The sequence below is a fragment of the Yoonia sp. KMU-150 genome (assembly GCF_056858355.1).
On sequence record NZ_JBXEQF010000002.1, the window covers coordinates 460,050 to 486,064 of the forward strand.

Here is a 26,015-nt window from a genome sequence, read left to right on the forward strand (position 1 = left end):
CATGTGGTGCCGCGCCGGGAATTGTCAATGCGGCATGTGATGGGCATGGTGACGGGGCTTTACCCAAGGACTGTCGCCCATGAAACTGATCGCATTCGTCACACCTTTCGCGCTACTTGCCGCCACCGCCATGGCGGAGCCATACGAGCCGCCGCGCGGCACGCCCGAACGGCGCGCGATCATGGATGCGATCCGGCCTGTGGCCGAACACGGGTTGGGCGCCCCGGTCGAATTCGTCGTCGACAGCCTGCTAGTCGACGGTGATCGCGGCTTTGCTATGCTGACGGCCCAGCGCCCCGGCGGCGCACCCATCGACATCGCGCAAACGCCGCTTGTCCTGCGCGACGGTGAGCCTGAGTGGTCCATCGACGGCCCGACGGTCACCGCCTTCGTGCTGCGGGGCATTGACGGGGCGTGGCGGGTCGACGCTTCCGCCATCGGCGCGACGGATGTCTGGTGGGCAGGCGATCCGTATTGCGCCGACTATGCGACCCTCTTGCCCGCGCAGGCCTGCCCCTGATACTGCCGCATGGCGCAGACGACAGACTGCGGTGCAGCCTCTCGGTGTCTCCTGCGACCGTCCGATTGATCCGTCGAGCGCCGTGGCAACTGACTGTCAGTAGGAGCCGGATGCGGGCCTGGCTGCGAGCTTGAGACAGCTTTTTCGCTGACCGACATTTCGATCTGTCCCTACTTCGGTCTATCCGGCCGAGCGCCTCTTTTTGTTCCTTTTCCGCCCGACACGATTGTCCAAAAAGAGATTTGTCGGTCGATCTGCGGAAACACCAAAGTGCTGACCCGTCGATATTCCAATCTGATCGACTGTCTTTGACGCGCAGGTCAGGGCCTGCGGTTGCTTTCCCGGCCAGTTCGACCGTCAGATCGCAGACGCTGGCATATGCCCATCACTCTAGTTTACTCGCGCCAGCAGCCCGCCGGGCTGGCGCATGATCTTGCCATCGAGTTCGAGATCGACCAGAACCGGGGCGATCCGCGTCGCCGGGGCGGCCAGATCGCGGATCAGCTGATCTTCGGCGACCGGTGACGGCCCAAGGCGCGACAGGATCTCCGCGTGAAGTTTCGCCGTGTCCGTGAGAGTGCGGGCCGCAGGCGGCGCTGGGTCAGCTGTTTCCAAAGGCAATTCCGGCGGATCGGCGCGGGTTTCGACGGAGGCGATCACCCCCACGGCCTCGATCACATCGGCGGCGTTGCGCACGAGTATCGCGCCGTCGCGGATCAGCATATTGCAGCCGGCGGCGCGCGCATCGAACGGATGGCCGGGCACGGCCAGCACCTCGCGCGCCTGATCGAGCGCGTTGCGCGCCGTGATCAGGCTGCCAGATTTCGCCGCGGCCTCCAACACCACGACGGCCTGCGCCAGCCCTGCGATGATCCGGTTGCGTGCCGGAAAATGACGCGCCTGTGGCTGCATCCCCATCGGCATTTCCGACAGGCGCAGGCCCTTGGCGGCGATATCCTGCGCCAGCTTGCCGTTTTCCGCGGGGTAGATCGTATCGACCCCGCCCGCCTGCACGGCGACGGTGCCGGTCGCCAGGCTGGCGAGATGCGCGGCGGTATCGACCCCGCGCGCCAGGCCCGAGACGACGACGAACCCTGCCTCTCCCAAATCGCGGGCCAGCGCCTTTGTCATGCGGGTGCCGAGCGAGGAGGCGTTGCGCGCGCCCACCAACGCCACCATCGGGCGCTGCAGCAGATCGGCCTGTCCGATCGTCCACAAGAGCGGCGGCGCATCTGGGATCGTCGCCAGATGGGTGGGGTAGGAGGGGTCGCCATGCGCGATTAGCCGTGCACCGGCGGTGCGCCCGGCCTTCATCTCCGCCGCCGCCACCACCTCGGGGCAAATGCTGTAGTCACTGACACCTGCCGCGCGTGCGATATCGGGCAGGGCGGCCAATGCGGCCCGCGCGCTGCCATGTTCCGCCAGCAGCCGGTGAAACGTGGTCACCCCGACCCTGCGAGAGCGCAACAGGCGAAGCCGGTCGAACAGATCGTCTTCCGCGCTGGGTCGGCGATTTGGGGGGGATTTGGAAGTCGTCAAAGGCACTGTCGTCCCGTCTCCGCCATGTTGCGGTGCCACAGTATCGCCGCAGGCGTTAATGAGTGATGAACGCGGGCCAGGATTGTGCGCGCCCTCACGCATCAGGTGGCGGCCGTCCGATCTGCAGCACGGCCCATCCCGTCAGCCCCTGCATCGCCAGCGCCACCAGAATATGCGGCAGGACGCCCTGGTTTTCGGTCGTCACGTCCCCATTCAGTGCAAAATGCACAATCGGCAACCCGATCCCGCAAGCCAGCAGCACCGCACTGCCAGGTCCGGCCCAGCCGCGCCTGAGCGCGAGGCGCAGCACCGGCACCGCCAGCGGTACGGCGAGCCACGCGATCAACGGTGCCGCGGCGAGGGCGGCGGCGATCAGCACCATGTGGTTTTCGAAACTCCGCGCCCCACCGTCCTTGGGTGGCCCGGCTACCGGTGTATCGCTCAGGTATAGAAAAACGATTCCGAGCAGCGCGGGCAACAGCAGCCCGGCGAACACGGCGGCGATGGGACGTCTCCACCCGGCGGTAGGCTGTGGTCGACTGCGCCAGATCACGTTGCCGCCGTCTGTTGCTTCAATCCCCAGCGATGAAAGGCGCGCAAGGCACAATGAAAGGTTGCGGCATAGATCGCGCCGAGAAGAAGCACCGCCGGAACGTCACCGCTCCCCATCACGCCGAAAAGGAAACAGAATATCAATGCCGATGCCACACCGTAGAGGAGTGCATGGATCAGCTGTGGCGGGCCGTCGCGGCCCAACCACTTGACCAGCGGCATCGCAAGCCCCAGCGGAATCCATGTCAACAGGAACGAGAACGTGCTGAACAGGAGCGCACCGTAGACCCATCCGAACAGTGCGGTGACGGGACCACCGAAAACGGCCGACATCAGCGCAGCGAGGCTCGCCCCGCCTGCAGGAACGCAAACATAGACCGCGACCGCCGCCGCGACGATCGGGCCCCAGCCGACCGGTTGCGTCTCCGGTGTCACGCGGCAGCACCGCCCACGGTCAGCCCGCCGATCAGCAGGCTGGGCTGGCCCACGCCCACCGGCACCCACTGCCCAGCCTTGCCGCAGTTGCCGATACCGGGATCGAGCGCCATATCGTTGCCGATCCCCCGAATCTTCTGCAAGGCCGTCGCCCCGTCGCCGATCAGCGTCGCCCCCTTCACGGGTGCCCCGACGACGCCGTTCTTCACGCGGTAGGCCTCGGTGCAGGAAAACACGAACTTGCCGTTGGTGATGTCGACCTGACCGCCGCCGAAGCCCACCGCATAAATCCCGTCTTTCAGGTCCGCTACCATGGCCGCCGGGTCGTCGGGACCCGACAACATATAGGTGTTGGTCATGCGCGGCATCGGCGCGTGGGCGAAACTTTCGCGGCGTCCGTTGCCTGTGGGGGCGACCCCCATCAGCCGCGCGTTCTGCCGGTCCTGCATGTAACCGACCAGCACGCCGTCCTCGATCAGCGTGTTCTTTGCGCTCGGCGTGCCCTCGTCATCCACGGTGATCGACCCGCGCCTATCGGGGATCGTGCCATCGTCCAGTACCGTCACACCCTTCGCGGCGATCTGCTGGCCCATCAGCCCGGCAAAGGCGCTGCTGCCTTTGCGGTTGAAATCGCCCTCAAGCCCGTGGCCGATGGCCTCGTGCAGCAGGATACCGGGCCAGCCGGGGCCGAGCACGACGTCCATCACACCGGCAGGCGCTGCCTCCGCGTCGAGGTTCACCAGCGCGATCCGCAATGCCTCGCGCGCCGCCGCTTCCCAGTTGTCGCGCGCGATCAGGCCGATCAGCCCGGCGCGTCCGCCGCCGCCCGCCATGCCGCTCTCGCGACGGCCGCTCTGTTCCACGATCACGCTGACGTTGAGCCGCGACATCGGCCGGGTGTCGGTCACCAACTGCCCGTCGGGCCGCAAGATCACGACTTCCTGATGCGAGGCGGCAAGTGCGGCACTCACCTGCACCACACGTTTGTCCAGCCCGCGCGCGAAGGCGTCGATCTCGCGCAGCACGTCGATCTTGGCCGGAAACGTCGCTTGCAGCATCGGGTCCGCATCGGAATAGAGCTTCTTGTTCGTCCCGGCAGGCCCCGCCGCCATCGTTCCACCACCATCGCCCACGGCCAGCCGCGCGGTGCTGACGGCGCGGCGCAGGGCGTGTTCATCGACCGTGGTGGAATGGGCATAACCCGCGGTCTCGCCCTTCACCGCGCGCAGTCCGAATCCTTCGGAGGCATCGAAACTCGCGTCCTTCACCCGCCCGTCGTCGAACGACAGTACCTCCGACCGCCGCCGCTCCAGAAACAACTCGCCGTCGTCGGCACCTGCAGTGGCCTCTTGCAGCAGGGACAGGGCGGTGTCGCGATCCAGGTCGGTTTCGAACGGCTGGAACGGGTCGTGGGCTTGGGGGGCTTGCATCGGGAATACCTCTGGTTCTGCCACAAACTTCGCCACAAGCGTCCGTTTGCCGCAACTGCGGTTCTTGAGTTGTCCAGCAAGATATGGGACTAGGGGGACAGGATACAACGGGATTCCATGCCGCGAGGCGGGTGCGCCCGGCAGGCACGCGCGCCGCAGGGTGCGCCACCAAAGACAAGGTAACGTTATGCGACTGACAACATTCGCTTCTTCAATCCGGGCCGCTGCGGGCCTGACACTGGCCGGTACCGCCGCCGTGGCGCAGGACGTCGCCCAAGAGCTTGAGGTCGTGGGCGTGCCCGTCGACGGTGCCACGGGGTTTCAGCCCGCCGCCACCGAACTCGCCCGCGATCTACAGTGGCTGGACGGAATGCTGCTGGTGCTGATCACGCTGATTTCGCTGTTCGTGGTAGGTCTGATGGCTTGGGTCGTGCTGAAATTCAATCGCAAGGCCAACCCGACCCCGTCGACCTTCACCCACAATTCCCCGCTTGAGGTCGCCTGGACGGTCGTGCCGATCGTGATCCTCGTCTTCATCGGCGCCTTTTCGTTGCCCGTTCTGTTCAAGCAGCAGGAAATCCCCGAAGGCGATATCAACATCAAGGTGACGGGCTACCAGTGGTACTGGGGGTACGAGTATGTGGACGATGGCGTCTATTTCGACAGCTTCATGCTTGCCGAGGACGAGTTGGAAGACTTCGGCTATGACGAAAGCCTGTATCTGCTGGCCACCGACACCGCCGTCGTCGTGCCTGTCGGTGCCACGGTCGTGATGACGGTCACCGGTGCCGACGTGATCCACTCCTGGACGATCCCCGCTTTCGGCGTGAAGCAGGACGCGGTGCCGGGCCGTCTGGCGCAGCTTTGGTTCGCGGCAGAGCGCGAGGGCGTCTACTTCGGCCAGTGTTCCGAGCTCTGCGGCAAGGACCACGCCTATATGCCGATCACCGTCAAAGTGGTGAGCCAGGACACCTACGACACCTGGCTGGCCGAGGCGCAGGAACAGAACCCCGCCTGATCCATTTTGTCGCGGGGCCTGTGCCCCCGGCGGACCGGACCTAGTTGACGACAATGACAGGTGGGCCGTTGGCCCGCCTTTGCCATGGAACCCGCATGACCGAGATGAGCCTGCAAGACACACCCTACGAGGCCGGGATGCGCGACTATTTCGCGCTGCTCAAGCCGCGTGTGATGTCGCTCGTCGTGTTCACGGCACTGGTCGGCCTGCTGGTCGCCCCCATGCCGGTGCATCCGTTCATCGGTTTCGTGGCGATCCTGTGCATCGCGGTGGGTGCCGGGGCCTCCGGCGCGCTCAATATGTGGTGGGACGCCGATATCGACGCGAAGATGAAGCGCACCGCCGCCCGCCCGATCCCGTCGGGCCGCACCACCCCGGGCGAGGCGCTGGGCATCGGGCTCGCGCTGTCGGGATTTGCCGTCGTGCTGCTCTTGCTGACCAGCAACCTGCTGGCGGCCGGTCTGCTGGCATTCACGATCTTCTTCTACGCCGTCGTCTATTCCATGTGGCTGAAACGCGCGACGCCGCACAACATCGTCATCGGTGGTGCCGCCGGCGCGTTTCCTCCGATGATCGGTTGGGCCGTGGCCACCGGTGGCGTCAGCATCGAATCGGTGCTGATGTTCGCGCTGATCTTCATGTGGACCCCGCCGCATTTCTGGGCGTTGGCCCTGTTCGTGAAGTCCGACTACGGGGATGCCGGTGTGCCGATGCTGACGGAAACCCACGGCCGCGACACCACCCGCAAGCACGTGCTGGCCTACACCGTGCTGCTGGTCCCCGTGGCGCTTGGCCTTGGCCTGACGTCCATCGGCGGGCCGGTCTACATGACCGTCGCTGTGCTGATGAACGCATGGTTCCTGAAAGGGGCCTACGACATCTGGAAACGCGACGACGCGGATGCCGACAGCGACAACTACGCCGTGGAAAAGCAGGTCTTCAAGGTCTCGCTCTACTACCTCTTTGCCCACTTCGTGGCTTTGCTGGCAGAGGCCGCCCTGCGCTTGAATGGCGACGGAGGCTGGTCATGGCTTTGAAGGTCGAGCACGAGATGCATCAGCGGCGCAAAGGCCGCAACATCGGCGTCGGCCTGATCCTCGCCGGACTCATCGCCATCGTCTTCGGTCTGACCGTCGTGAAGGTTCTGCAACTCGGCGATGCCAGGAAATTCGAGAACTTCGACCACGTCGCGCGCCCGCAGATCGTCCCCGATGAAACCGAGGCTTCCGAATGAAGCGCCTGTTCCCCAACATCACCGGCACGCGCCGCACCGCGCTGCAAACCGGTGCCGTCGTGCTGACGATGGCGTCGCTCAGCTTTGCCTCCGTGCCGTTCTACGACTGGTTCTGCCGGGTCACCGGCTTCGGCGGGGCGACCGATGTGGCCTATGCCGACAGCGACACGGTGCTGGACCAGACCATCACGATCCGCTTCGACGCATCGCTGGAACGCGGCATGCCATGGACCTTCACGCCGGAAGTCCGCGAAATGGAGATCCGGATCGGCGAAACCGGACTGGCCTTCTACGAGGCGCACAACCCGCTCGACATACCCATTGCCGGACAGGCGGCGTATAACGTCACCCCCTACGAGGCGGGCGGTTTCTTCGACAAGATCGAATGCTTCTGTTTCACCGAACAGGTGCTGCAGCCCGGCGAGACCGTGATGATGCCGGTCAGCTTTTTCGTGGACCCGGCCATCGTGGACGACCGCGAGGGCAAGTACGTGCATACCATCACGCTCAGCTACACCTTCTACGAGATCGACCTGCCCGAAGAAGAAACGCAGGCGGCCCTGACCACACCCGCTTTGACAACACCGGCGCAAGACGCCATAGATTTGAACTAAGACGAACCCCAAAGGGACGACCCAAATGGCGCATGAAAAGAATCACGACTACCACATCCTGAACCCCTCGCTCTGGCCGTTCCTCGGCGGGCTGGGTGGTTTCATCATGCTGTTCGGTGCGGTCCTGTGGATGCCTAAGCAAGGCGGCGGCCCGTGGATGTTCCTCATCGGCTTGGCGCTGACGCTCTACGTCATGTATGCTTGGTGGGCCGAGGTCGTGGCCGAAGGCGAAGGCGGTGTCGACCATACACCGGTCGTGCGCATGGGGCTGCGCTACGGCTTCATCATGTTCATCATGTCGGAAGTCATGTTCTTCGCCGCATGGTTCTGGTCGTTCTTCAAGCACGCGATGTATCCCATGGGTCCTGAAAGCCCCGCCGTCGATGGCGTCTGGCCGCCCGCGGGCATCGAAACCTTCGATCCCTGGCACCTGCCGCTGATCAACACGCTGATCCTGCTGTGCTCGGGGATGGCCGCGACCTGGGCGCACCACGCGCTGGTGCACGAAAACAACCGGCAGGACATGAAGTGGGGCCTGATCCTCGCCGTGCTGCTGGGTGTGCTGTTCACCGGGTTCCAGATATACGAATACAGCCACGCCGCCTTCGGCTTCTCCGGCAACATTTACGGGGCCAACTTCTTCATGGCGACGGGCTTTCACGGCTTCCACGTGCTGATCGGCACGATCTTCCTGCTGGTCTGCCTGATCCGCCTGCAACAGGGCCATTTCACGCCTGAAAAGCATGTGGGGTTCGAGGCCGCGGCCTGGTACTGGCACTTCGTCGATGTGGTCTGGCTGTTCCTCTTCGCCGCCGTCTACATCTGGGGCGGCTGATCGCGGGGCAGGGGTTCCACCCTGCCAGCGAAACCGATACGAGAGGCGCGCGGGATCATCCCCGCGCGTTTCGCTTTTTCCGGGGTCTGCTCCTTGCGCAAGATCGTCTTTCCAGTCCTGCTTGGCGTCGTCGGCTGTGCCGTGCTGACAGCACTTGGCGTCTGGCAGTTGCAGCGGCTGGAGTGGAAGACCGCGATCCTCGACCGGATCGACAGCCGCATCGCCGCCACACCTGTGGACATCCCGGAAAACCCCGATCCCGAAGCCGATGAATATCTGCCCGTCACCGTCTCCGGCCAACTCGCAGGCGATCCGATCTTCGTGCTGATCTCCGCCGAAGACCTCGGTGCGGGCTACCGCTACATTCAGGCGCTCGACACCGGTGATAGGTCGATCCTCGTCGATATGGGCTGGGTGCCGCTCGACACGCTGGGCGAACAACCGACGCATGTGGAATACCTCGACATCACCGGCAACCTGCTCTGGCCGGAGGAGGTCGATGGCTGGACCCCGGAACCGGACCCCACCGGCATCTGGTTCGCCCGCGATGCGGATACCATGGCGCAGGCGCTCGGCACCGACCCCATCATGGTCATCGCCCGCGACTACGAGGTCATGCGCCTCGTCTCGCCCTTGCAGAACCGCCCCTTTCGCCCGCTGCCCATCGACAGCAGTGCGATCCCCAACAACCACCTGTCCTACGTGATCACATGGTTCTCGCTGGCCCTCGTCTGGGCCGCGATGACCCTGTTCCTGATCCACCGCATCCGTCAAAAGGACGCCTGACATGCGCTATATCTCTACCCGTGGCACCGCCCCCGTCCTGACGTTCGAACAGGCCATGCTGACCGGCCTCGCCCGCGACGGCGGGCTATATCTGCCCGAAACGATCCCGACGTTGACCGCCGACCATATCGCCTCAATGGCCGGGCAGTCCTACGAGGATATCGCCTTCACCGTCATGCGCCCCTTCATCGGCGATACCTTCACCGACGATGAATTCCGCAAACTGATCGCGCAGGCCTATGCTGGTTTCGGCCACGCCGCCCGCGCCCCGCTGGTGCAACTCGACGCCAATCACTTTTTGCTGGAGCTGTTCCACGGCCCCACGCTGGCGTTCAAGGATTTCGCCATGCAACTAATCGGCCAGATGTTTCAGGCCGCACTCAGCCGATCCGGCGACCGCGTGACGATCGTGGGGGCCACGTCCGGCGATACCGGATCGGCGGCGATCGAGGCATTCCGCGGCCTCGACAACGTCGATGTCTTCATCCTGTTCCCGCATGGCCGCGTGTCCGAGGTGCAGCGTCGCCAGATGACCACGCCGTCCGAATCCAACGTGCACGCGCTCGCCGTCGACGGCGATTTCGATGACTGTCAGGCGGCGGTAAAGGATATGTTCAACGACTTTGCCTTCCGCGACGACGTGAAACTGGCGGGTGTGAACTCCATCAACTGGGGTCGGGTGCTGGCGCAGGTGGTCTATTACTTCACCTCAGCCGTCAGCCTTGGCGCGCCGCACCGCGAGGTGTCGTTCACCGTGCCCACCGGCAACTTCGGCGACATCTTCGCGGGCTACATCGCACAGCGCATGGGGCTGCCGATCAGGGACCTCGTCGTCGCCACCAACCGCAACGACATCCTGCACCGCACGCTGGAAACCGGCGCCTACACCAAGGAGGGCGTCACACCCACCATCAGCCCCTCGATGGACATTCAGGTCTCCTCCAACTTCGAACGCGCCTTGTTCTACGCCTACGATCAGGACGGCGCGACAGTCGCCTCCCAGATGGAAGACCTGAAGGGCGGTGGTTTCCAGATCAGCCAGGGCGCGTATCAGATGCTCAAGGACACTTTCAAATCGGGCCGTGCATCCGAGGAAGAGACCTCCGCAGCGATCAAAACCTACCTTGCCGACCACGGCGAACTGTTGTGCCCACACACCGCCGTCGGCACCCACGTCGCCGAGGCGCATCTGGGCAGCACGCCGATGATCACGCTGGCCACCGCACACCCGGCCAAATTCCCCGACGCCGTAAAAGCGGCCAGCGGGCTCAAAGCACCACTTCCCCCGCGCATGGCGGACCTGTATGACCGCCCGGAGCGTGTCACGCGGGTCGCCAACGACCTCGCCGCGCTGCAAAAGACCATCAAGGAACGGATCGCCCAGTGACCATCGAACTGCACACCCTGTCCAACGGTTTCCGCATCGTGACGGAACACATGCCGGGGCTAAAATCGGCTTCCATCGGGATCTGGGTGCAGGCCGGTGGCCGCCACGAACGGGTCGAACAGAACGGCATCGCGCATTTTCTGGAACACATGGCGTTCAAGGGCACCAAGACCCGCAGCGCGTTGCAGATCGCCGAAAGCATCGAGGACGTGGGCGGCTACATCAACGCCTATACCAGCCGCGAGATGACGGCCTTCTATGCCCGCGTATTGGAGGACGACGTGGCGCTCGGCCTCGACGTGATCTCCGACATCCTGCTCAACCCGGTTTTCGACCCCGCTGAGATCGAGGTCGAACGCGGCGTGATCCTGCAGGAGATCGGGCAGGCCAACGACACCCCCGACGACATCATCTTCGACTGGCTGCAAGAGGTGGCCTATCCTGATCAGCCGCTGGGCCGCACGATACTCGGCGGCACCGACCGCGTGGCGTCTTTCAGCCGCGACGACCTGCAGGGCTTCGTGGGCGAACATTATGGTCCGAACCAGATGATCCTGTCGGCCGCCGGTGCCGTCGACCATGCCGCTATCGTCAAACAGGCAGAGGCGCTGTTCGGCCATCTGCCCGCCGTCGAACGTCCGTCCTCGGTCATTCAGCCCGCTGCCTTTCGCGGCGGCGAACGGCGTGAGATCAAGACGCTGGAACAGGTGCATTTCGCGCTGGCGCTCGAAGGGCCCGATTACCGCGACCCGGCGATCTACACCGCGCAGATCTACGCCTCCGCGATGGGCGGCGGCATGTCGTCCCGCCTGTTTCAGGAGGCGCGGGAAAGGCACGGGCTGTGCTACACCATCTTCGCGCAGGCCGGCGCCTACGAGGATACCGGTCTGACGACGATTTACGCCGGCACCGCCGCCGACCAGATCGGCAAATTGGCCAACCTGACGGTGGATGAAATGAAGCGCGCCGCCGACGACATGACCGCAGCCGAGGTCGCCCGCGCCCGTGCCCAGATGAAGGCGGGTCTTCTCATGGGCCTCGAAAGCCCGTCGAACCGTGCCGAACGCCTCGCCCGGCTGCTGTCGATCTGGGATCGCATCCCCAGTCTAGAGGAAACCATCGAACGGATCGACGCGGTCACCACCGGTGACGTTAAGAGCTTCGCCGCCGAAACGGCCACGACCGCAGGCACCGCGCTGGCGCTCTATGGCCCGGCAGAGGCGGCCCCCACGCTCGACGATCTCAAGGCGCGGTTGGTGGCCTGATGCTCGGGTCGCGGCGCAAGGTCCGGCTGGAAACAGAGCGGCTGACCCTGCGCCCGCCAATCCACTCCGATTTCCGCGCCTGGTCCGCCCTGCGCCGCGACAGCGCCGGTTTCCTCAAACCGTGGGAGCCGACCTGGGCCAGCGATCACCTGACGCGCAAGGCCTTCACCAACCGCGTCTACTGGGCGCAGCGCGCCATCGGCGGCGGCACCGCGCTGCCGCTCTTTCTGATCCGGCGCGAGGATCAGGCGCTGCTGGGGGCGATCACGCTCGACCACATTCGCCGCGGCCCTGCACAGGCAGGGACGACGGGCTACTGGATCGGCGAACCCTTCGCGCGGTCAGGCTACATGCGCGAGGCGATCAAGGCCGTCGTGCACCACGCCTTCGATACGCTCGACCTCAGCCGGATCGAGGCCGGGTGCCTGCCGGAAAACACCGCCTCCCGCAGGTTGCTGGAACAATGTGGCTACAAATACGAAGGCGTCGCGCAATCCTACCTGCAAATCAACGGGCGCTGGCGCAATCACGTCCTTTACGCCAACCTGCGCCATGACCGGCGGGGAAAGACCGATGTGGGCTGACACCGCTTGACCCCGCAAACCGCCGACGTAGCGTGGTGCCGATGATGCGTTTCCTATTGATCTTCTGCGTGGTTGTTCTGTCGGGTTGTTTCGGTGTGCCCTACACCGACCAAAGCCCAGAAGACCCGCTGCGCTATGACGCTGCCGACCTTGCACGCCGCGACAAACTCGTCGTGTTCATCCCCGGCGTGCTGTCCTCGGTCAACATCTTCGACGACACCGAATTTTTCGAGGATGCAGGCTATGCCCGTGTTTTCTACCGCTACCCCGGTCTCGACAACTTGCCGCTCGACCACCGCCTCACGCCGGAGGCCGCCGCGGCCCGTGTCGCCGCCTTCGCGAACCGCTTTCCCGACAAACAAGTCGCTCTCGTCGGTTATTCCACCGGCGGGCCGGTCGCACTGCTGGCCTCGCAGCAGATCGACAACCCCGAACGCCTGCATATCGCTGCCATGTCCACGGCGGTGGAATACGGCGGCGGATTTCCCACTGCCCTGCGCGGCATTCAAGACATTGCCCGCGCTGTGATCGCCACCGGCTCGCTGACCCGTGGCAAGGTGTGGGAGCGGTTCTGGGCCGGGCTGCTCTACGGCCCGCAAGCGTTCGACGACCCAGCCTTCGCCGAAAGGCTGGAACGCGATATAGAGGAGGGTGGGCGCATCTACGTGAAACTCGACCCGGCGCTGGCGCTGGCACATACGCTGGCCCTGCCGAACTGGGAACTGCCGCCTGACCTCGATGTCGCCGATATCCCCGTGGCGTTCTTCGTCGGCCTCAACGACCGCGTGTTCTCCACCGCGCAAACACTGGCCTTCGCCGACGAGTTGGGCGACGTGCCGGTCTATGGCTACCCGGAACAGGGCCACCTGCTTTTTTTCACCCGCCCCGACGTGTTCCGCGATATCCTGCGGTTCATCGAGGGCGGGCGGGTCGTCAACTGAGCTTCATCCGTTCCAGCACATCCAGCCCCTGTTGCTTGAGGAAATACAGCACGTCGATGAACACCCAGTTTTCGGCCAGCTTGTCACCGTCACGGCGATAGATGTCGACAACCCGCATCTCTGCGCGCGGCCCCTTCGGCAGCCCCAGATAGCCGCCTGTCGGCGTGATCGACAGGTTCGCCCAGCCGAAGAACCCGCCGTAATGCCCTTCCGCGACACGCGCGATATGCCCGTGAAAGACGCGGTCCTCGTTCTGCATCCGGAACGGGCGCTGATGCTGTTCGACATAGCGGTCGATGGTATAGGTCGCGCCGATACCGTCCGGCCCCCACCACAGCATGTCGTCGTGCCAGCTGCGCTGTAGTTCCGCCTGCGGTGACGGGTCGCGCGGGGCGGCATTCTCGGCGCTGTTGGAATTGGCCCGGATGTCGCCGATCATGCGTTCGATCAACGCCAGCGTCTTTTCACCTTCTGCCGGGTCCTGTGGTTCGGTCAGCTGGCCGTCGTGGGTCAGCGGACCGGGCTGCACAAGATGCTGCGCCGTCTGCGGGGGCAGGGGCCGCAGCCCCGCCTGATGCATCATGTGGATCAGGTCGAAAAACATCGCGGTTTCCACGATCCGGCCGTCCACGACGCGGTGAAACTCCGCATAGCGCAGCATGGTGATCTTGCGCGTCGCGGGGATACACAGAAACGGCGCATCCAGCAGCCCCATCAAATGCCCCATCGACACGACCCAGACGCCCGCTGCATGGCCGGGGCCGTTTTCGCCCGCAAAAAAGATATCCTCGCGCCGCTGCACACGGGCCATCGCCGTCAGAAAATGCCGCCAGAAGCTGTCGGCGACGGCCTGCGCGCCGCGTTGTTCGTAGAAAGGGTGCATCCCGCGCCAGTGCCAGTCCTCGGATGTGTGTTGCGCAAGTGCGGCCGCCACCGTGTCGGGCGTGGCCCCGGCCAATGCGGCATGATGCGCGCGCACGACCGCTTTTTCGTCCTGGAGTGTCATTTTGTCTTTCTGGATTTGCAAATTGCGCCGCCAAAGGGGCGGCACGACGCACAGCATCGTCTCGATTGTGCAGAACGGCAACACGCGAATGCAGGATTTACGAATACGTGTGCGCCGCGTGTGCCTGTCCAGCACCTTCATTTCGTGTATTCATCGGCATCCTTGCTGATTTCGAGTATCTCCGGACAGCATTCGACGCCGCGTGGCAATCAGACGTGTGCATCACAATGCGCGTGATTGCTAAAAACTATAGTATATCAACGGTTTGAAACGAGAGTGCCCACCTGCGAAACAACATCCAGACCACATTTCTCTTGATCAGATCATGGCAGAGAGCATGCTGAAACGCTTCGGAGCCAGTATCCATACCGTGGAAAATTTCGCAGCACTCCGCTTTCCTCACTTGTCATTCGCCACAAATTTCCGCAATGCTTGCAAACGAATGCAAATGAGTGCGAGAGCGTGACCACATCCAACCTGCGATACCAGACGAATCGGATCGTCCCGCCTGACGGCGCGGATGCCACTTTGTCTGCCTCAGGAATGAACGCAGCACGTTCGCCCGTCACCTGCGCCGTGACGCTGCACCGTGACCACCTGGCCCGCACATACCGGACAAGCTATTCCGCAGTTACCCCGCAACGGCGGTTCAAGACGGGGCGTGACCTTCCCGGCCGCGCCGCGCTAGGGTGCCGTACCGAAACGCCTCACGCCCGCCGCGCCACGACGCCAAGCGCCGTGACGTCCCAGCAAAGGACCGTTCCATGCGCATCCTCCCGATTCTGACCACCCTGCTCCTCCCGGTCTCCGCTGTGGCGGAGGGCGCGCAACTGCGTGACCTGACCGACCTCCAGGTACCCGATAGCCTGTTCGAGGGACGCGCCTGGGCCTACACCGATACCGGTCTGTTCCCGCTGGAACTGGTCTGCACGGAGTGCGATGGCCTGCTGGGCATCAATGCCGATCTGATGACCCGCGAGGACGCCCCGGCAGGCGCGTTCGACATGCAGACGATGACGCCCGAAGAGGGACAGGCGATCTGCGAAGGGCGCGCGGGTCTGTGCCGTGTGCAGGCGATCAGCGTCGGCACGGCCACCGGCTTTACATTCGACGTCGGCGGCGACGGGCAATTCTCGTCGTCGTTCGTGCTTTACTCCGGTGACGACAGGGTGTCGCTGCGGGCCGCTGGCGTGGACGCCGATGTCGCACGCAACACCCGGGACCGCGCCCTTGCGGCATTCGGCCCGCAGCTTTTTGGCGGATCGTGATGCTGCGCAGCTCTCCCGCCTCCCGTGCACTGCATGGGTTCTTCGCCAGCCGCAGGGCGCGCCGGTTGAACAACCGACCGCCCGGCGCGACGCCGGCTGCCATCTGAACCACGCTCTTTCATGCGCCGCGCGTCACCTGACCCGGCCAATCCAGGAAAATTCCAATGACCCAAGACATGACCGCCCGCATCGTGCGCTACGGCGAACTGCAACCCTGCAAGACCGCCTTCATCGACGCCCACACACCGGGCAGCAACCAGAAGGAAAACTTCACCATCATCGGCGGCGGCGTTTCTGAATCCCCCGACCAGCACGTCCACATCGGCCTGCCCCACGGCTTCAACATCGGGGCCGCCGGTCAGCCGCCGCGCGTGCGCAATTCGCTGCACGACCACCACACCGCCGAGGTGTTCTTCGTCCTCAAGGGCAAGTGGCGCTTCTTCTGGGGCCGCTGGGGCACGGCGGGTGAGGTGACGCTGGAAGAGGGCGACATCTTCAACATCCCCACCGGCATCTTCCGTGGGTTCGAAAATATCGGCACCGACTACGGGATGATCATGGCGATCCTGGGCGGCGACGACGCGGGCGGCGGTGTCATGTGGGCACCGCAGGTGATCGAGGATGCCGCCGACCACGGCCTTGTCCTTGGCAAAAACGGCAAACTCTACGACACCAAGAAGGGGCAAAACCTGCCCGACGGCGTGACACCCATGCCGCTGATGTCGGACGAGGAACTGGCCAAACGCCCCGAACCGACGACCGCCGACGTGTTGCCCAACCACGTCGCCCGCTACTGGGACATGATGGCGCTGGCGGACAAAAAGCCGCTCAAGGTGATCGGCGAGGATGGCCTGCTGCGCGACAAGCCCGGTTTCGAGGTCGGCTTCCTGACCCGCGGCTCCGCCTCCGAGGATATGCACAGCCACGACCGTCCCTCCGTCCTGATGCCGATGCGCGGTCACTGGCGCGTGCAATGGGAAGGCAACGGCGATCATGCGGCAGGCGAGACGATCCTCGCCCCCGGCGACACGATGTCGGTCCCTGAAAACCTGATGCACAACGCCGTGCCGTCCATGTCGGGCGAGGCATCGCTGTATCACGTCGTCGGCACCGACGATCCGGCCGGGCACACATGGCGGGGATAACCGCCCGCCCGGAAGATACGCAGGGCATCTACGACCGGCAGGCAGAGGCTTACGACGCCTCCCGGTCACGCTCCCTGTTCGAGGCGCGTTGGCTGGCGCGCTTTGCCGCTCAGGTGAAACCGCCGGCCCATATCCTCGATCTGGGATGCGGCGCTGGTGAACCCATCGCGCGCTGGCTCAAGGCCGAGGGCTTTACCGTCACAGGCATCGACTTTTCGCAAAAGATGCTGGATCTGGCCCGCGCCCGCTGGCCCGACGGCGACTGGCGCGTGGGTGACATGCGCCACTTGGACGAACCGGATCGTTTCGACGGCATCATCAGCTGGGACAGCTTCTTCCACCTCACCGCCGATGAACAGCGCGCGACGATCCCGCGCCTCGCCGCCCATCTGGCGGATGGTGGCTCGCTCCTGCTCACCGTCGGCCCCCGCCGGGGCGAGGCGACGGGCCAGGTCGGCAGCGAACCCGTCTATCACGCCTCGCTTTCGCCTGCTGAATACGCGGTGGCACTGGAACAGGCGGGCTTGCGCCTGACCGGCTTTCTGGCCGACGATACCGATACAGACAGACACAGCGTCCTGATGGCGCGCAAGGAAATGGACCATTCGCAATGACGATCAAAACCACCCACGTCGGCTCTTTGCCGCGCACACAGACCGTCGTCGATTTCATCTTCGCCCGCGAGAACGGCAAACCTTACGATCAGGCCGCGTTCGACGCGGCGATGACACAGGCGGTCGATGATACCGTGGCCAAACAGGTCGCCGCAGGTGTCGACATCGTGTCCGACGGCGAGACGTCCAAGATCAGCTACGCCACCTACGTCAAGGACCGCTACACCGGCTTCGACGGCGACAGCCCGCGCAACGCCCCCGCCGACCTCAAGCAGTTTCCCGGCTTCCTCAAGCGGCTGGCAGACGACGGCGGCACCCCGCAATATGCCCGCCCGATGTGCGTGGGCGAGGTCAAGTCAAAGGGGCAGGGCGAGTTGGAGAAGGACATCGCCAACCTCAAAGGCGCGATGGACAAGCACGGCGTGGACCGCGGCTTCATGAACGCGGCTTCCCCCGGCGTGATCTCGCTGTTCCTTCAGAACGACCACTACAAATCGCGCGAGGCCTATCTCGCCGCGCTGGCCGACGCGATGAAGGCGGAATACGAAACCATCGTCGCCTCGGGCCTCGACCTGCAACTGGATTGCCCCGATCTGGCGCTGTCCAAGCACATGCTGTTCAACGATATGTCGGATGCGGAGTTCCTGAAGATCGCAGCCAGCCACGTGGACGCACTCAATCACGCGCTGTCCGACATCCCCGCCGCCAAGGCCCGCATCCACATCTGCTGGGGCAACTACGAAGGCCCGCACGTCTGCGACATTCCCATGGCCACGATGTTCGACACGCTTATGTCCGCCAAGGCCGACTACGTGCTGTTCGAAACCTCCAACCCGCGCCACGGCCACGAATGGACGACCTTCCGCGACCGGGCGGACGACATCCCCGACAGCAAGATCCTCGTGCCCGGCGTCGTGGATACCACCACGAATTTCGTCGAGCATCCGGAACTTGTCGCGCAGCGGCTGGAACGGTTTGCCGCGATCGTCGGCAACGACCGCGTGATCGCAGGCTCCGACTGCGGCTTCGGCACATTCGCGGGCTTCGGCTCCGTCGATCCCGATATCGCCTACGCCAAACTGCGCGCCCTGTCCGACGGCGCGGCGCTGGTGAAGTGACGCGCCTCACAAAATACGGCCCGCCCGGCAGCGCCGGGCAGCCCCCGACCCTCCCCACGGGAGGGGGCTTCACCCCCACCCAGGGTCGGGGGCTGCCCTCTGTCAGTGCCACTCCATGACCCCGCTCGTCCTCCTCCCCGGCATGATGTGCGACGCACGGCTGTTCACACCGCAGATCAACGCCTTCTCCGCAACACGCCCCGTGCAGACCGCCCCCGTCACCGGCGACGACGTGACCGAAATCGCGGCGCAGGTCCTCGCCCATGCCCCGCCCCGTTTCGCCCTCGCGGGCCTCTCCATGGGCGGTATCGTCGCGATGGAGGTGCTGCGCCAGGCCCCCGACCGCATCGACCGCATCGCGTTGCTCGACACCAACCCCAAGGCCGAAACCGACGCGGTCAAGCAGATGCGCGAACCCCAGATCGCGAAGGTGCAGGCGGGCCACCTGCAATCCGTCATGCGCGACGAGATGAAGCCGAACTACCTGTCCGACACGCCCTGGCGCGCGCAGATCCTCGACCTCTGCATGGACATGGCGAATGCGCTGGGGCCGGAGGCTTTCGTCGCGCAATCCCGCGCCCTGCAAACCCGGCCCGACCAGCAAGGCACCCTGCGCGACAGCCACATCCCGACGCTGATCCTCTGCGGTCGCGACGACGCACTCTGCCCGATCCATCGGCACGAATTGATGAAAGACCTGATGCCGCACGCGACGCTCGAAATCATCGAAAACGCGGGCCATCTGCCCACGCTGGAACAACCGCAACCGACGAACGCGGCCCTGCGCCGCTGGCTGGAGGCCGCATGAAAGATACGCTCCTGAACCTGCTCAAATCCGTCGACACCCCCACCGTCTGCAACGCGATCGAGGTGGCACAGGGCAAGCGCGGCTTCGACGCCTTCACCCGCGGCACGGTGCTGGCCAGTGACCCCACCGGCGTTATGGTCGGCTACGCCGTCACCGCAAAGATCCGCGCGCTTTCCCCACCCGAGGAAGCCCCCGACGTGATCCGCGCCCGCCGGATGCAGTATTACAGGAACATGGCCGAGGCCCCGCAGCCATCCGTCTGCGTGATCGAGGACGAGGATGTGCCGGGTGCCATCGGGGCCTTCTGGGGCGAGGTGAACACCACGATTCATAAGGGCTTTGGCCTCTCCGGCACGCTGACCAACGGTGTGATGCGCGATCTGGGCGACATGGCCCCGGATTACCCGGTCGTCGCCGGGTCCATCGGCCCCAGCCACGGGTTCGTGCATGTGACCGAGCTGGACAACCCCGTCACCGTCTTCGGCCTGACCGTGACCCCCGGCGACCTGATCCACGCCGACCGTCACGGCGCCGTCGTGATCCCGCCAGAGGTCATCGACCAGTTGGAAGACGCGATCCGCAAGATGCAGGACACCGAACACCTCGTCCTTGGCCCCGCCCGCGAACCCGGCTTCGATTTCGCGAAGTTCGAGGCCGCATGGGCCGCGTTCGAGAGGGCGCGGACCTAAATTGCAATGCTGCCCGGCGCGACCGCCTGCGCCGGAGTTGCACAGCCCGGCCAAAGCGGCGTGGCGAGAACCGCAGCACCCGCACTTGATCCTCCCCTCCCACGGCGCACATAAAGCGTCATGCTGAACCCCGTCACACCCGCTTTCATCGCCGACTTGAACCTGCCTCCCGCCGCCATGCCCGAGGCATCGGACGCCTACCTGACCGAGCCGCGCGGGCGCTGGACAGGGCAGGGCACCGTTCTGGCCCCGGGCAGCACCGAAGAGGTCGCGCGGATCGTCGCCGCATGCCACGCCGCGCGCATCGGCATTGTGCCCTACGGCGGCGGCACCGGGCTGGTTGGCGGCCAGATCATGCCCGACGGCCCCGCCCCGGTGATCCTGTCGCTCGCCCGCATGAACAAGATCCGCGACATTTTTCCATCTGAAAACGTGTTGGTGGCAGAGGCGGGCTGCATCCTCGCCGACATTCAGACCGCAGCCGCCGACGCGGGCCGCCTGTTCCCGCTGTCACTCGCGTCCGAAGGCTCTGCCCGCATCGGCGGCCTGCTGGCCACGAACGCGGGCGGCGTCAATGTCCTGCGCTACGGCAACGCCCGTGCGCTCTGTCTGGGGCTGGAGGTCGTGCGCCCGGACGGCACGATCTGGCACGGCCTCACGCGGCTGCGCAAAGACAACACCGGCTACGACCTGCGCAACCTGATGATCGGGTCCGAAGGCACGTTGGGCATCATCACCGCCGCCGCGCTGAAACTGGTCCCGCAGCCCGCAGGGCAGGGGGCCGCGATCATGGCCGTGCGCTCGCCACAGGCCGCACTCGACCTTCTGGCGCTGGCGGGCGAACATATCGGCGACGGGTTGTCCGCCTTCGAGATCATCCACCGCCAAGGCCTCGATTTCCTGGCAGAGGTCGGCCCGGAGGTGAAACCGCCTTTCGCCGACACGCCCGACTGGATGGTTCTGATCGACGTGGGCCTGCCGCGCGGTCTGGCACCCGATGCCGCACTCATGGCGCTGTTTGAGGCCGCGGCAGAGGCCGACCTCGTCACCGACGGCGTCATCGCGCAATCACAGGCCCAGCGGCAGGCGTTCTGGCACCTGCGCGAAAGCATCCCCGAAGCGAACCGCCGCATCGGCTCCGTCTCATCTCACGACATCTCCGTCCCCCTCTCCGCGATCCCCGATTTCATCGCGCGCGCGGCACCCGCACTGGCCGAAATTGGCGACTTCCGCATCAACTGCTTCGGCCATCTGGGCGACGGCAACCTGCACTACAACGTCTTCCCTGCCCCCGGCAAAACCCGCGCCGATCACGATGCCGATCGCGACGCCGTGAAAACCTGCGTCCACGACCTCTGCGCGTCGCTGGGCGGCTCTGTCAGCGCCGAACATGGCATCGGACGGTTAAAAATCGGTGACCTCGAGAAATACGCCGACCCCGCGAAGCTGGCGATGATGCGTGCCGTAAAGGACGCGCTTGATCCAAGGAGAGTTATGAACCCGGGGGCGATGTTGACACAATCCTAAACTATACGGAAACGCATTAAAATCTCTGATTCCTATAGACACTTGATTATACGGCCGGATTAGGCGACGATCTAATTTTCAGATTCGGTGAACCATGCTGTTCTTGAAGCGATTTGTGTTGATAGTTCTTTGGACTAATATTGCTTATGCAGAGCCCTTGCGAGAGCTTCGGGTGTTCGTCAACGTATCTAGTGTTGGATCAAATCTGGATGATATCTTGGTTCAGGTATTTGGAAATTTCGGGGCTGAACTACTTCCGGAAGATCGACTACCAGAACCGCTGTCATTTGAGTTCGTTCCAAGCAATGACAGAAGCGTCAGTACCATAAGATCCGCAGCGGAAATTATTGAGATTCCTGGTACGGCGAGATCGGCGATATTTTTTGGTCGCATCGTCTCGAAGGATGATCCTCAAAACGTGTTGAGGATTATTCCAGTAACGTTAGTTGAATTGGGGGTGGACGGAGTAATTGAAATCCGATTGAGTGCAACAAAAGACTTCAGAACCGCATTTCAATCGAGCTATCCATTTTCACAACTAAGCGACGATGACTTTATTAACGACAGCAACGTCCGGCAAGTACTGTTGGCCATGAAGACCATCGTCGAGTTTCACTCAATGGAAGGAGATGAATTACTACCTAGAGAATGGCGCAGATTTCAATCATTCTTCCAAGTGAATAGCGGATACCTATTTGAAGGAAATGCTTTAGCAGTCCAGGAAATCCTTGGATATCTTGCTACCTTCTCTGCTTCAACGGACAATATTAGCTTTAGATTATTTTATGCGGAGTTTTTGAACGACTTGCTGTCAAATTCGGTTGATAGATCCTTAAACGGGCAATCGATCCGGGATATCTCAACGATTCGTCTAAAGCGTCTCTACGCATTGAACTTCAACGAGACCTTTGAAGCCATAGATCAAACTATCTCAGCGTTAGTTGATTTAAGTAAGGCCGAGGAGTGTCTGCAACTGGCAACCTCATCTCTCAACTCTATGACTGCAGTTTTCTTGTCGAGATATGGACGGCGAAGCAATGTATCTTCAATTTTAATTCAATCGACTCGCTGTGGGCAGCAAAATTACGCAATAAAGCAACAAGGCGATTTGAATGAGGTGCATCAAGCCGCATTGTATTTGGCAGACACTCCCCAGGGAAGAGAGTTTATGAGCGAGTTTATCCGGGTGATGAGGTTCTTAGACGACGAGGGAATGCTCAATCCCACTGCTAATGCGAGAGGAGCCGAATTATTTAAATACTTCGTTAGTTATAGAGGGGCATTGAACTAATGGAATATCGAAAGAACGCTGTTTCGGCAGTTGCTGGATGTATCGTTTTGTCCTTGCATGTATCCCTTACACTATATCTCTTCACCGGGTTTGCATCTAGAGCAACGTCGGATGTCGCAATTGCTCAAATTTCTGTACCGATTACACTTGCATATGCTGTTACCATCGTGAAGTGGCTAATCGACACTCAGGGTAAGATTGACACCCATCCAACTGTTGGACTCCCGTATGTGATGTCATTATGGATTGTCATCGTTGGCTTTTTTGTAGCAATTTTTATCGGCATTCGTGCATATGAGAATGGTGCTGGAGCGCCGTTCTTGAATAACTTTTTTGCCGCCGTCGACGGTGCAATTGGAGCGTTGCTCGTTTTGTTCTTTGGGGATTTGTTCGGACGAAAGGAGGAGTGAAATTAGGACTTTTCCGACTAGTGGTTAACGTCGATATCACCATCCCCCCTTGCAAATCCGCCCCCGTCGCGCCATTGAAAACCACAGTTTTCCAACAGGCCGCCGCACCCCATGACCGACCTTGCCCATATCCGCAATTTCTCCATCGTCGCCCACATCGACCACGGAAAATCCACGCTGGCGGACCGTCTGATTCAGGAGACCAACACCGTCTCCCTGCGCGAGATGAAGGCGCAGATGCTCGACAGCATGGATATCGAGCGCGAGCGCGGCATCACGATCAAGGCCAACACGGTGCGGATCGAATACACCGCGAAAAACGGCGAGGCCTACACGCTCAACCTGATCGACACCCCCGGCCACGTCGATTTCGCGTACGAGGTCAGTCGCTCCATGCGCGCCGTCGAAGGGTCGCTTCTGGTCGTGGACAGCACCCAAGGGGTCGAGGCGCAGACGCTCGCTAACGTCTATCACGCGCTCGATGCCGACCACGAGATCGTGCCGGTCCTCAACAAGATCGACCTTCCGGCCTCCGAATGCGATCAGGTCGCCACACAGATCGAGGATGTGATCGGGCTTGACGCTTCCGACGCGATCCGCGTGTCCGCCAAAACCGGCCAGGGCATCGTCGAAACGCTGGAGGCGATCGTCCACCGTCTCCCCGCGCCAAAGGGGGATGAGGCAGCACCCCTCAAGGCCATGCTCGTCGACAGCTGGTATGACAGCTACCTCGGCGTGATCGTCCTCGTCCGCGTGATCGACGGGCAGATGCGCAAGAACGACCGCGTGAAATTCATGTCCAACGGCACCGTGCACCAGATCGACAAGATCGGCGTGTTCCGCCCCGCCATGCAGGATGTGAAGGTCCTCGGCCCCGGCGAGATCGGTTTCATTACCGCGTCGATCAAGCAGGTCCGCGACACCCGCGTCGGCGACACGATCACAACCGAGAAGAAAGGCACCGACAAGGCCCTCCCCGGCTTCAAGCCCGCGCAGCCGGTGGTGTTCTGTGGCCTGTTCCCAGTCGATTCCTCCGAATTCGAGGATCTGCGCGACGCCATCGACAAGCTCGCGCTGAACGACGCCTCCTTCTCCTACGAAATGGAAACCTCTGCCGCACTCGGCTTCGGCTTCCGCTGCGGTTTCCTCGGCCTCCTGCATCTGGAGGTGATCCGCGACCGGATCGAGCGCGAATACGATATCGAACTCATTACCACCGCACCCAGCGTGATCTACCACGTCTATATGCGCGGCAAGGACAACGAGCCGGGCGAGAAGATTGACCTGCACAACCCCGCCGACATGCCCGACCTGACCCATGTGGACCATGTGGAGGAGCCGCGGATCAAGGCGACGATCCTCGTCCCCGATGAATTCCTGGGCGACGTGCTCAAGCTCTGCCAGGACCGCCGCGGCATCCAGCAGGATCTGACCTATGCCGGCTCACGCGCGATGGTCGTCTATGACCTCCCCCTCAACGAAGTGGTGTTCGATTTCTACGATCGCCTGAAATCGGTAACAAAAGGTTACGCGTCCTTCGATTACGTGCTGACCGGCTATCAGCAGGACAATCTGGTCAAGATGTCGGTGCTGGTGAACGACGAACCGGTCGACGCGCTGTCGATGATGGTGCACCGCGACCGGGCCGAAATGCGCGGCCGCGCGATGGTGGAGAAACTGAAGGACCTGATCCCCCGCCATATGTTCAAGATCCCGATCCAAGCGGCCATCGGCGGCAAGGTCATCGCCCGCGAAACGCTCAGCGCCCTCCGCAAGGACGTGACCGCCAAGTGTTATGGGGGGGACGCGACGCGAAAGCGCAAGCTGCTGGACAAGCAGAAGGCGGGCAAGAAGAAGATGCGCCAGTTCGGGAAGGTGGACATCCCGCAGGAGGCGTTTATTTCGGCTTTGAAGATGGATTCTTGATCCACTTTAAGTGCGCGTGCGCGGTAGGTTCTATTCTGTAAGGAAAGAAGTCGAGCGCGGCAGTGCGGTGCTACTGAACTTAACTTAACTTTCAGAATCTGGCAGGCCTCTGGCGTAGGTCGGTGTAAAATTCTCGCTTGAAAGTAAACAAAAACTTCACCTTTTTGCGAAAGGAACATAAAGAGAACAAATATGGATTTTAATTTCTGGTTGAACAATGAGACCAAGCACTTACAAAGAAGCGATGGAAAACAGTCCTGTAGTTCTGACACTAAAGATAGATAATTCTCAACCCATTGCTTTATCGGCTTTCGTGGGCACCTTCACCTCCCTCGCGGCAGAATATGAACAAACCCTACGCAACAACGATGACTTTGAAATAAGCGAATCTGAAATTTTCGTTAAGGAGATACGCTCAGGGTCAATAATTGCTGATCTTGTTCCTTTTGCTGCAGCAACACTCCCATTAGTTGTTTCAGAGGCTGACAAAGTCTTCGTCGCTGTCGAATTCGTGAAGAAATGGGAGGCTCGGTTTAAATCTCTCGCAAGAGGAATTATTCCGGAAGGAAGTTCAAAGAGTGACTTGAAGAGGTGGTCTAAATCAGTCGAAGCAATTGCGAGAGATCCAGAGGCTTCTTCTACGCTTGAAGCGGCAACCTTTGAAGACGGGAAAAGGCAAGTAAGAGCAGCATTCAAATTCACGACCAAAGAAGCCAAACAAGTGGATCGTGTTATCGATGCAGAGTTTCAGCGTTTAGATGAACAAGGGCTTGCGGATTTTGAACGGGTACTGATGTATTTCACAAGATCGGATGTCGGCGACGCGCCTGTTGGCCGCCGTTCGGGTGAGCGGGTCGTCATAGAGGAAATTTCAGATAAACCGTTAGCGATTACATATGGCTCAGAACTTGCCGAGCAGCGGCTCAAACATGAAATTAGGGAAAGCGACGACAATATTTATAAGAAGGGCTTTAATGTGGATGTGAAAGTTCAGTCTCGAGGTTCAAGACCCGTTGCCTATTCTATAGTTCATGTACACGGAGTGGTCGATTTGCCGGAGTAGTGCCAAATCT

Annotated in this window: 27 protein-coding genes; 22 read left to right on the forward strand and 5 right to left on the reverse strand. The window is 62.4% G+C overall.

Features of this window, described 5'->3' with window-relative positions; translation table 11 throughout:
* Window positions 1-79: 79 nt before the first annotated feature.
* Window positions 80-520 (forward strand): hypothetical protein, encoded by a 441-nt coding sequence (locus AC04PH_RS15125; protein WP_483066652.1) that lies wholly within the window; start codon window positions 80-82, stop codon window positions 518-520.
* Window positions 521-910: 390 nt separating this feature from the next.
* Here AC04PH_RS15125 and dprA read toward each other — a convergent pair whose 3' ends face one another.
* The 4 genes from dprA to tldD form a co-directional block, all read right to left on the reverse strand.
* Window positions 911-1,966: a DNA-processing protein DprA gene (gene dprA, locus AC04PH_RS15130; RefSeq protein WP_483066653.1), complete on the reverse strand. Its 1,056-nt coding sequence runs from the start codon at window positions 1,964-1,966 to the stop codon at window positions 911-913.
* A 187-nt stretch (window positions 1,967-2,153) separates the two neighbouring features.
* On the reverse strand, window positions 2,154-2,612 hold the full coding sequence (locus AC04PH_RS15135; RefSeq protein WP_483066654.1) for a hypothetical protein: 459 nt from the start codon (window positions 2,610-2,612) through the stop codon (window positions 2,154-2,156).
* Window positions 2,609-3,046 (reverse strand): hypothetical protein, encoded by a 438-nt coding sequence (locus tag AC04PH_RS15140; protein ID WP_483066655.1) that lies wholly within the window; start codon window positions 3,044-3,046, stop codon window positions 2,609-2,611. The genes AC04PH_RS15135 and AC04PH_RS15140 overlap by 4 nt, the downstream gene beginning before the upstream one ends.
* Window positions 3,043-4,476, reverse strand: a complete 1,434-nt coding sequence (tldD, locus tag AC04PH_RS15145) for a metalloprotease TldD (protein WP_483066656.1) — start codon at window positions 4,474-4,476, stop codon at window positions 3,043-3,045. Before tldD ends, AC04PH_RS15140 begins: the two co-directional genes overlap by 4 nt.
* 187 nt (window positions 4,477-4,663) lie before the next feature.
* Between tldD and coxB the strand changes: the two genes are divergently transcribed.
* From coxB to AC04PH_RS15195, 10 genes are all read left to right on the forward strand, one after another.
* Window positions 4,664-5,494 carry a cytochrome c oxidase subunit II gene (gene coxB / locus AC04PH_RS15150; RefSeq protein ID WP_483066657.1) on the forward strand — a complete coding sequence of 277 codons (831 nt, stop codon included), beginning with the start codon at window positions 4,664-4,666 and terminating at the stop codon, window positions 5,492-5,494.
* A 95-nt stretch (window positions 5,495-5,589) separates the two neighbouring features.
* The gene (cyoE, locus tag AC04PH_RS15155; protein ID WP_483066658.1) at window positions 5,590-6,531 is read left to right on the forward strand and encodes a heme o synthase; all 942 of its coding nucleotides are present in this window, start codon (window positions 5,590-5,592) and stop codon (window positions 6,529-6,531) included.
* Window positions 6,522-6,728: a hypothetical protein gene (locus AC04PH_RS15160; RefSeq protein WP_483066659.1), complete on the forward strand. Its 207-nt coding sequence runs from the start codon at window positions 6,522-6,524 to the stop codon at window positions 6,726-6,728. Before cyoE ends, AC04PH_RS15160 begins: the two co-directional genes overlap by 10 nt.
* Complete coding sequence (locus AC04PH_RS15165; protein ID WP_483066660.1) at window positions 6,725-7,342, forward strand: cytochrome c oxidase assembly protein; 618 nt, start codon at window positions 6,725-6,727, stop codon at window positions 7,340-7,342. The genes AC04PH_RS15160 and AC04PH_RS15165 overlap by 4 nt, the downstream gene beginning before the upstream one ends.
* 25 nt (window positions 7,343-7,367) lie before the next feature.
* Entirely contained in the window at window positions 7,368-8,177 is an 810-nt protein-coding gene (locus AC04PH_RS15170) for a cytochrome c oxidase subunit 3 (protein WP_483066661.1), read from the forward strand.
* A 93-nt stretch (window positions 8,178-8,270) separates the two neighbouring features.
* Window positions 8,271-8,963 (forward strand): SURF1 family protein, encoded by a 693-nt coding sequence (locus AC04PH_RS15175; protein WP_483066662.1) that lies wholly within the window; start codon window positions 8,271-8,273, stop codon window positions 8,961-8,963.
* Window position 8,964: 1 nt separating this feature from the next.
* The gene (gene thrC, locus AC04PH_RS15180; protein WP_483066663.1) at window positions 8,965-10,350 is read left to right on the forward strand and encodes a threonine synthase; all 1,386 of its coding nucleotides are present in this window, start codon (window positions 8,965-8,967) and stop codon (window positions 10,348-10,350) included.
* The gene (locus AC04PH_RS15185) at window positions 10,347-11,615 is read left to right on the forward strand and encodes a M16 family metallopeptidase (protein ID WP_483066664.1); all 1,269 of its coding nucleotides are present in this window, start codon (window positions 10,347-10,349) and stop codon (window positions 11,613-11,615) included. The genes thrC and AC04PH_RS15185 overlap by 4 nt, the downstream gene beginning before the upstream one ends.
* The gene (locus AC04PH_RS15190; RefSeq protein WP_483066665.1) at window positions 11,615-12,199 is read left to right on the forward strand and encodes a GNAT family N-acetyltransferase; all 585 of its coding nucleotides are present in this window, start codon (window positions 11,615-11,617) and stop codon (window positions 12,197-12,199) included. The genes AC04PH_RS15185 and AC04PH_RS15190 overlap by 1 nt, the downstream gene beginning before the upstream one ends.
* A 44-nt stretch (window positions 12,200-12,243) precedes the next feature.
* The gene (locus tag AC04PH_RS15195; protein WP_483066666.1) at window positions 12,244-13,140 is read left to right on the forward strand and encodes an alpha/beta fold hydrolase; all 897 of its coding nucleotides are present in this window, start codon (window positions 12,244-12,246) and stop codon (window positions 13,138-13,140) included.
* On the opposite strand, the gene AC04PH_RS15200 is transcribed toward AC04PH_RS15195, so the two are convergent.
* Entirely contained in the window at window positions 13,133-14,146 is a 1,014-nt protein-coding gene (locus AC04PH_RS15200; protein WP_483066667.1) for a nuclear transport factor 2 family protein, read from the reverse strand. The genes AC04PH_RS15195 and AC04PH_RS15200 overlap by 8 nt on opposite strands.
* Before the next feature lie 764 nt (window positions 14,147-14,910).
* Here AC04PH_RS15200 and AC04PH_RS15205 point away from each other — a divergent pair.
* From AC04PH_RS15205 to AC04PH_RS15255, 11 genes are all read left to right on the forward strand, one after another.
* Window positions 14,911-15,414 (forward strand): hypothetical protein, encoded by a 504-nt coding sequence (locus tag AC04PH_RS15205; protein ID WP_483066668.1) that lies wholly within the window; start codon window positions 14,911-14,913, stop codon window positions 15,412-15,414.
* Between the two features lie 164 nt (window positions 15,415-15,578).
* Window positions 15,579-16,559 carry a cupin domain-containing protein gene (locus tag AC04PH_RS15210; RefSeq protein WP_483066669.1) on the forward strand — a complete coding sequence of 327 codons (981 nt, stop codon included), beginning with the start codon at window positions 15,579-15,581 and terminating at the stop codon, window positions 16,557-16,559.
* Entirely contained in the window at window positions 16,547-17,173 is a 627-nt protein-coding gene (locus AC04PH_RS15215) for a class I SAM-dependent DNA methyltransferase (protein ID WP_483066670.1), read from the forward strand. The genes AC04PH_RS15210 and AC04PH_RS15215 overlap by 13 nt, the downstream gene beginning before the upstream one ends.
* Window positions 17,170-18,291, forward strand: a complete 1,122-nt coding sequence (locus AC04PH_RS15220; protein WP_483066671.1) for a cobalamin-independent methionine synthase II family protein — start codon at window positions 17,170-17,172, stop codon at window positions 18,289-18,291. Before AC04PH_RS15215 ends, AC04PH_RS15220 begins: the two co-directional genes overlap by 4 nt.
* A 115-nt stretch (window positions 18,292-18,406) precedes the next feature.
* Window positions 18,407-19,099, forward strand: coding sequence for an alpha/beta fold hydrolase (locus tag AC04PH_RS15225; protein WP_483066672.1), 693 nt, complete (start codon window positions 18,407-18,409; stop codon window positions 19,097-19,099).
* Window positions 19,096-19,788 carry an RraA family protein gene (locus tag AC04PH_RS15230; RefSeq protein WP_483066673.1) on the forward strand — a complete coding sequence of 231 codons (693 nt, stop codon included), beginning with the start codon at window positions 19,096-19,098 and terminating at the stop codon, window positions 19,786-19,788. Before AC04PH_RS15225 ends, AC04PH_RS15230 begins: the two co-directional genes overlap by 4 nt.
* 120 nt (window positions 19,789-19,908) lie before the next feature.
* Window positions 19,909-21,315: an FAD-binding oxidoreductase gene (locus AC04PH_RS15235; RefSeq protein WP_483066674.1), complete on the forward strand. Its 1,407-nt coding sequence runs from the start codon at window positions 19,909-19,911 to the stop codon at window positions 21,313-21,315.
* Between the two features lie 94 nt (window positions 21,316-21,409).
* Window positions 21,410-22,606 (forward strand): hypothetical protein, encoded by a 1,197-nt coding sequence (locus AC04PH_RS15240; RefSeq protein WP_483066675.1) that lies wholly within the window; start codon window positions 21,410-21,412, stop codon window positions 22,604-22,606.
* Window positions 22,606-23,016: a hypothetical protein gene (locus AC04PH_RS15245; RefSeq protein WP_483066676.1), complete on the forward strand. Its 411-nt coding sequence runs from the start codon at window positions 22,606-22,608 to the stop codon at window positions 23,014-23,016. Before AC04PH_RS15240 ends, AC04PH_RS15245 begins: the two co-directional genes overlap by 1 nt.
* A gap of 111 nt (window positions 23,017-23,127) precedes the next feature.
* Complete coding sequence (lepA, locus tag AC04PH_RS15250; protein WP_483066677.1) at window positions 23,128-24,942, forward strand: translation elongation factor 4; 1,815 nt, start codon at window positions 23,128-23,130, stop codon at window positions 24,940-24,942.
* 217 nt (window positions 24,943-25,159) lie between these two features.
* A complete protein-coding gene (locus AC04PH_RS15255) occupies window positions 25,160-26,005 on the forward strand; it encodes a hypothetical protein (RefSeq protein WP_483066678.1) in 846 nt (281 codons plus the stop codon).
* Window positions 26,006-26,015: the final 10 nt, after the last annotated feature.

Excerpts from the sequence above, each read along its gene's own strand:
- AC04PH_RS15205 (WP_483066668.1), top strand. The coding sequence starts at position 14,911 with ATGCGCATCCTCCCGATTCTGACCACCCTGCTCCTCCCGGTCTCCGCT.
- AC04PH_RS15170 (WP_483066661.1), top strand. The coding sequence starts at position 7,368 with ATGGCGCATGAAAAGAATCACGACTACCACATCCTGAACCCCTCGCTC.
- coxB (WP_483066657.1), top strand. The coding sequence starts at position 4,664 with ATGCGACTGACAACATTCGCTTCTTCAATCCGGGCCGCTGCGGGCCTG.
- cyoE (WP_483066658.1), top strand. The coding sequence starts at position 5,590 with ATGACCGAGATGAGCCTGCAAGACACACCCTACGAGGCCGGGATGCGC.
- AC04PH_RS15240 (WP_483066675.1), top strand. The coding sequence starts at position 21,410 with ATGCTGTTCTTGAAGCGATTTGTGTTGATAGTTCTTTGGACTAATATT.
- AC04PH_RS15220 (WP_483066671.1), top strand. The coding sequence starts at position 17,170 with ATGACGATCAAAACCACCCACGTCGGCTCTTTGCCGCGCACACAGACC.
- AC04PH_RS15255 (WP_483066678.1), top strand. The coding sequence starts at position 25,160 with ATGAGACCAAGCACTTACAAAGAAGCGATGGAAAACAGTCCTGTAGTT.
- lepA (WP_483066677.1), top strand. The coding sequence starts at position 23,128 with ATGACCGACCTTGCCCATATCCGCAATTTCTCCATCGTCGCCCACATC.
- thrC (WP_483066663.1), top strand. The coding sequence starts at position 8,965 with ATGCGCTATATCTCTACCCGTGGCACCGCCCCCGTCCTGACGTTCGAA.
- AC04PH_RS15215 (WP_483066670.1), top strand. The coding sequence starts at position 16,547 with ATGGCGGGGATAACCGCCCGCCCGGAAGATACGCAGGGCATCTACGAC.
- AC04PH_RS15230 (WP_483066673.1), top strand. The coding sequence starts at position 19,096 with ATGAAAGATACGCTCCTGAACCTGCTCAAATCCGTCGACACCCCCACC.
- AC04PH_RS15225 (WP_483066672.1), top strand. The coding sequence starts at position 18,407 with ATGACCCCGCTCGTCCTCCTCCCCGGCATGATGTGCGACGCACGGCTG.
- AC04PH_RS15190 (WP_483066665.1), top strand. The coding sequence starts at position 11,615 with ATGCTCGGGTCGCGGCGCAAGGTCCGGCTGGAAACAGAGCGGCTGACC.
- AC04PH_RS15160 (WP_483066659.1), top strand. The coding sequence starts at position 6,522 with ATGGCTTTGAAGGTCGAGCACGAGATGCATCAGCGGCGCAAAGGCCGC.
- AC04PH_RS15210 (WP_483066669.1), top strand. The coding sequence starts at position 15,579 with ATGACCCAAGACATGACCGCCCGCATCGTGCGCTACGGCGAACTGCAA.
- AC04PH_RS15165 (WP_483066660.1), top strand. The coding sequence starts at position 6,725 with ATGAAGCGCCTGTTCCCCAACATCACCGGCACGCGCCGCACCGCGCTG.
- AC04PH_RS15235 (WP_483066674.1), top strand. The coding sequence starts at position 19,909 with ATGCTGAACCCCGTCACACCCGCTTTCATCGCCGACTTGAACCTGCCT.
- tldD (WP_483066656.1), bottom strand. The coding sequence starts at position 4,476 with ATGCAAGCCCCCCAAGCCCACGACCCGTTCCAGCCGTTCGAAACCGAC.
- AC04PH_RS15200 (WP_483066667.1), bottom strand. The coding sequence starts at position 14,146 with ATGACACTCCAGGACGAAAAAGCGGTCGTGCGCGCGCATCATGCCGCA.
- AC04PH_RS15245 (WP_483066676.1), top strand. The coding sequence starts at position 22,606 with ATGGAATATCGAAAGAACGCTGTTTCGGCAGTTGCTGGATGTATCGTT.
- AC04PH_RS15195 (WP_483066666.1), top strand. The coding sequence starts at position 12,244 with ATGCGTTTCCTATTGATCTTCTGCGTGGTTGTTCTGTCGGGTTGTTTC.
- AC04PH_RS15125 (WP_483066652.1), top strand. The coding sequence starts at position 80 with ATGAAACTGATCGCATTCGTCACACCTTTCGCGCTACTTGCCGCCACC.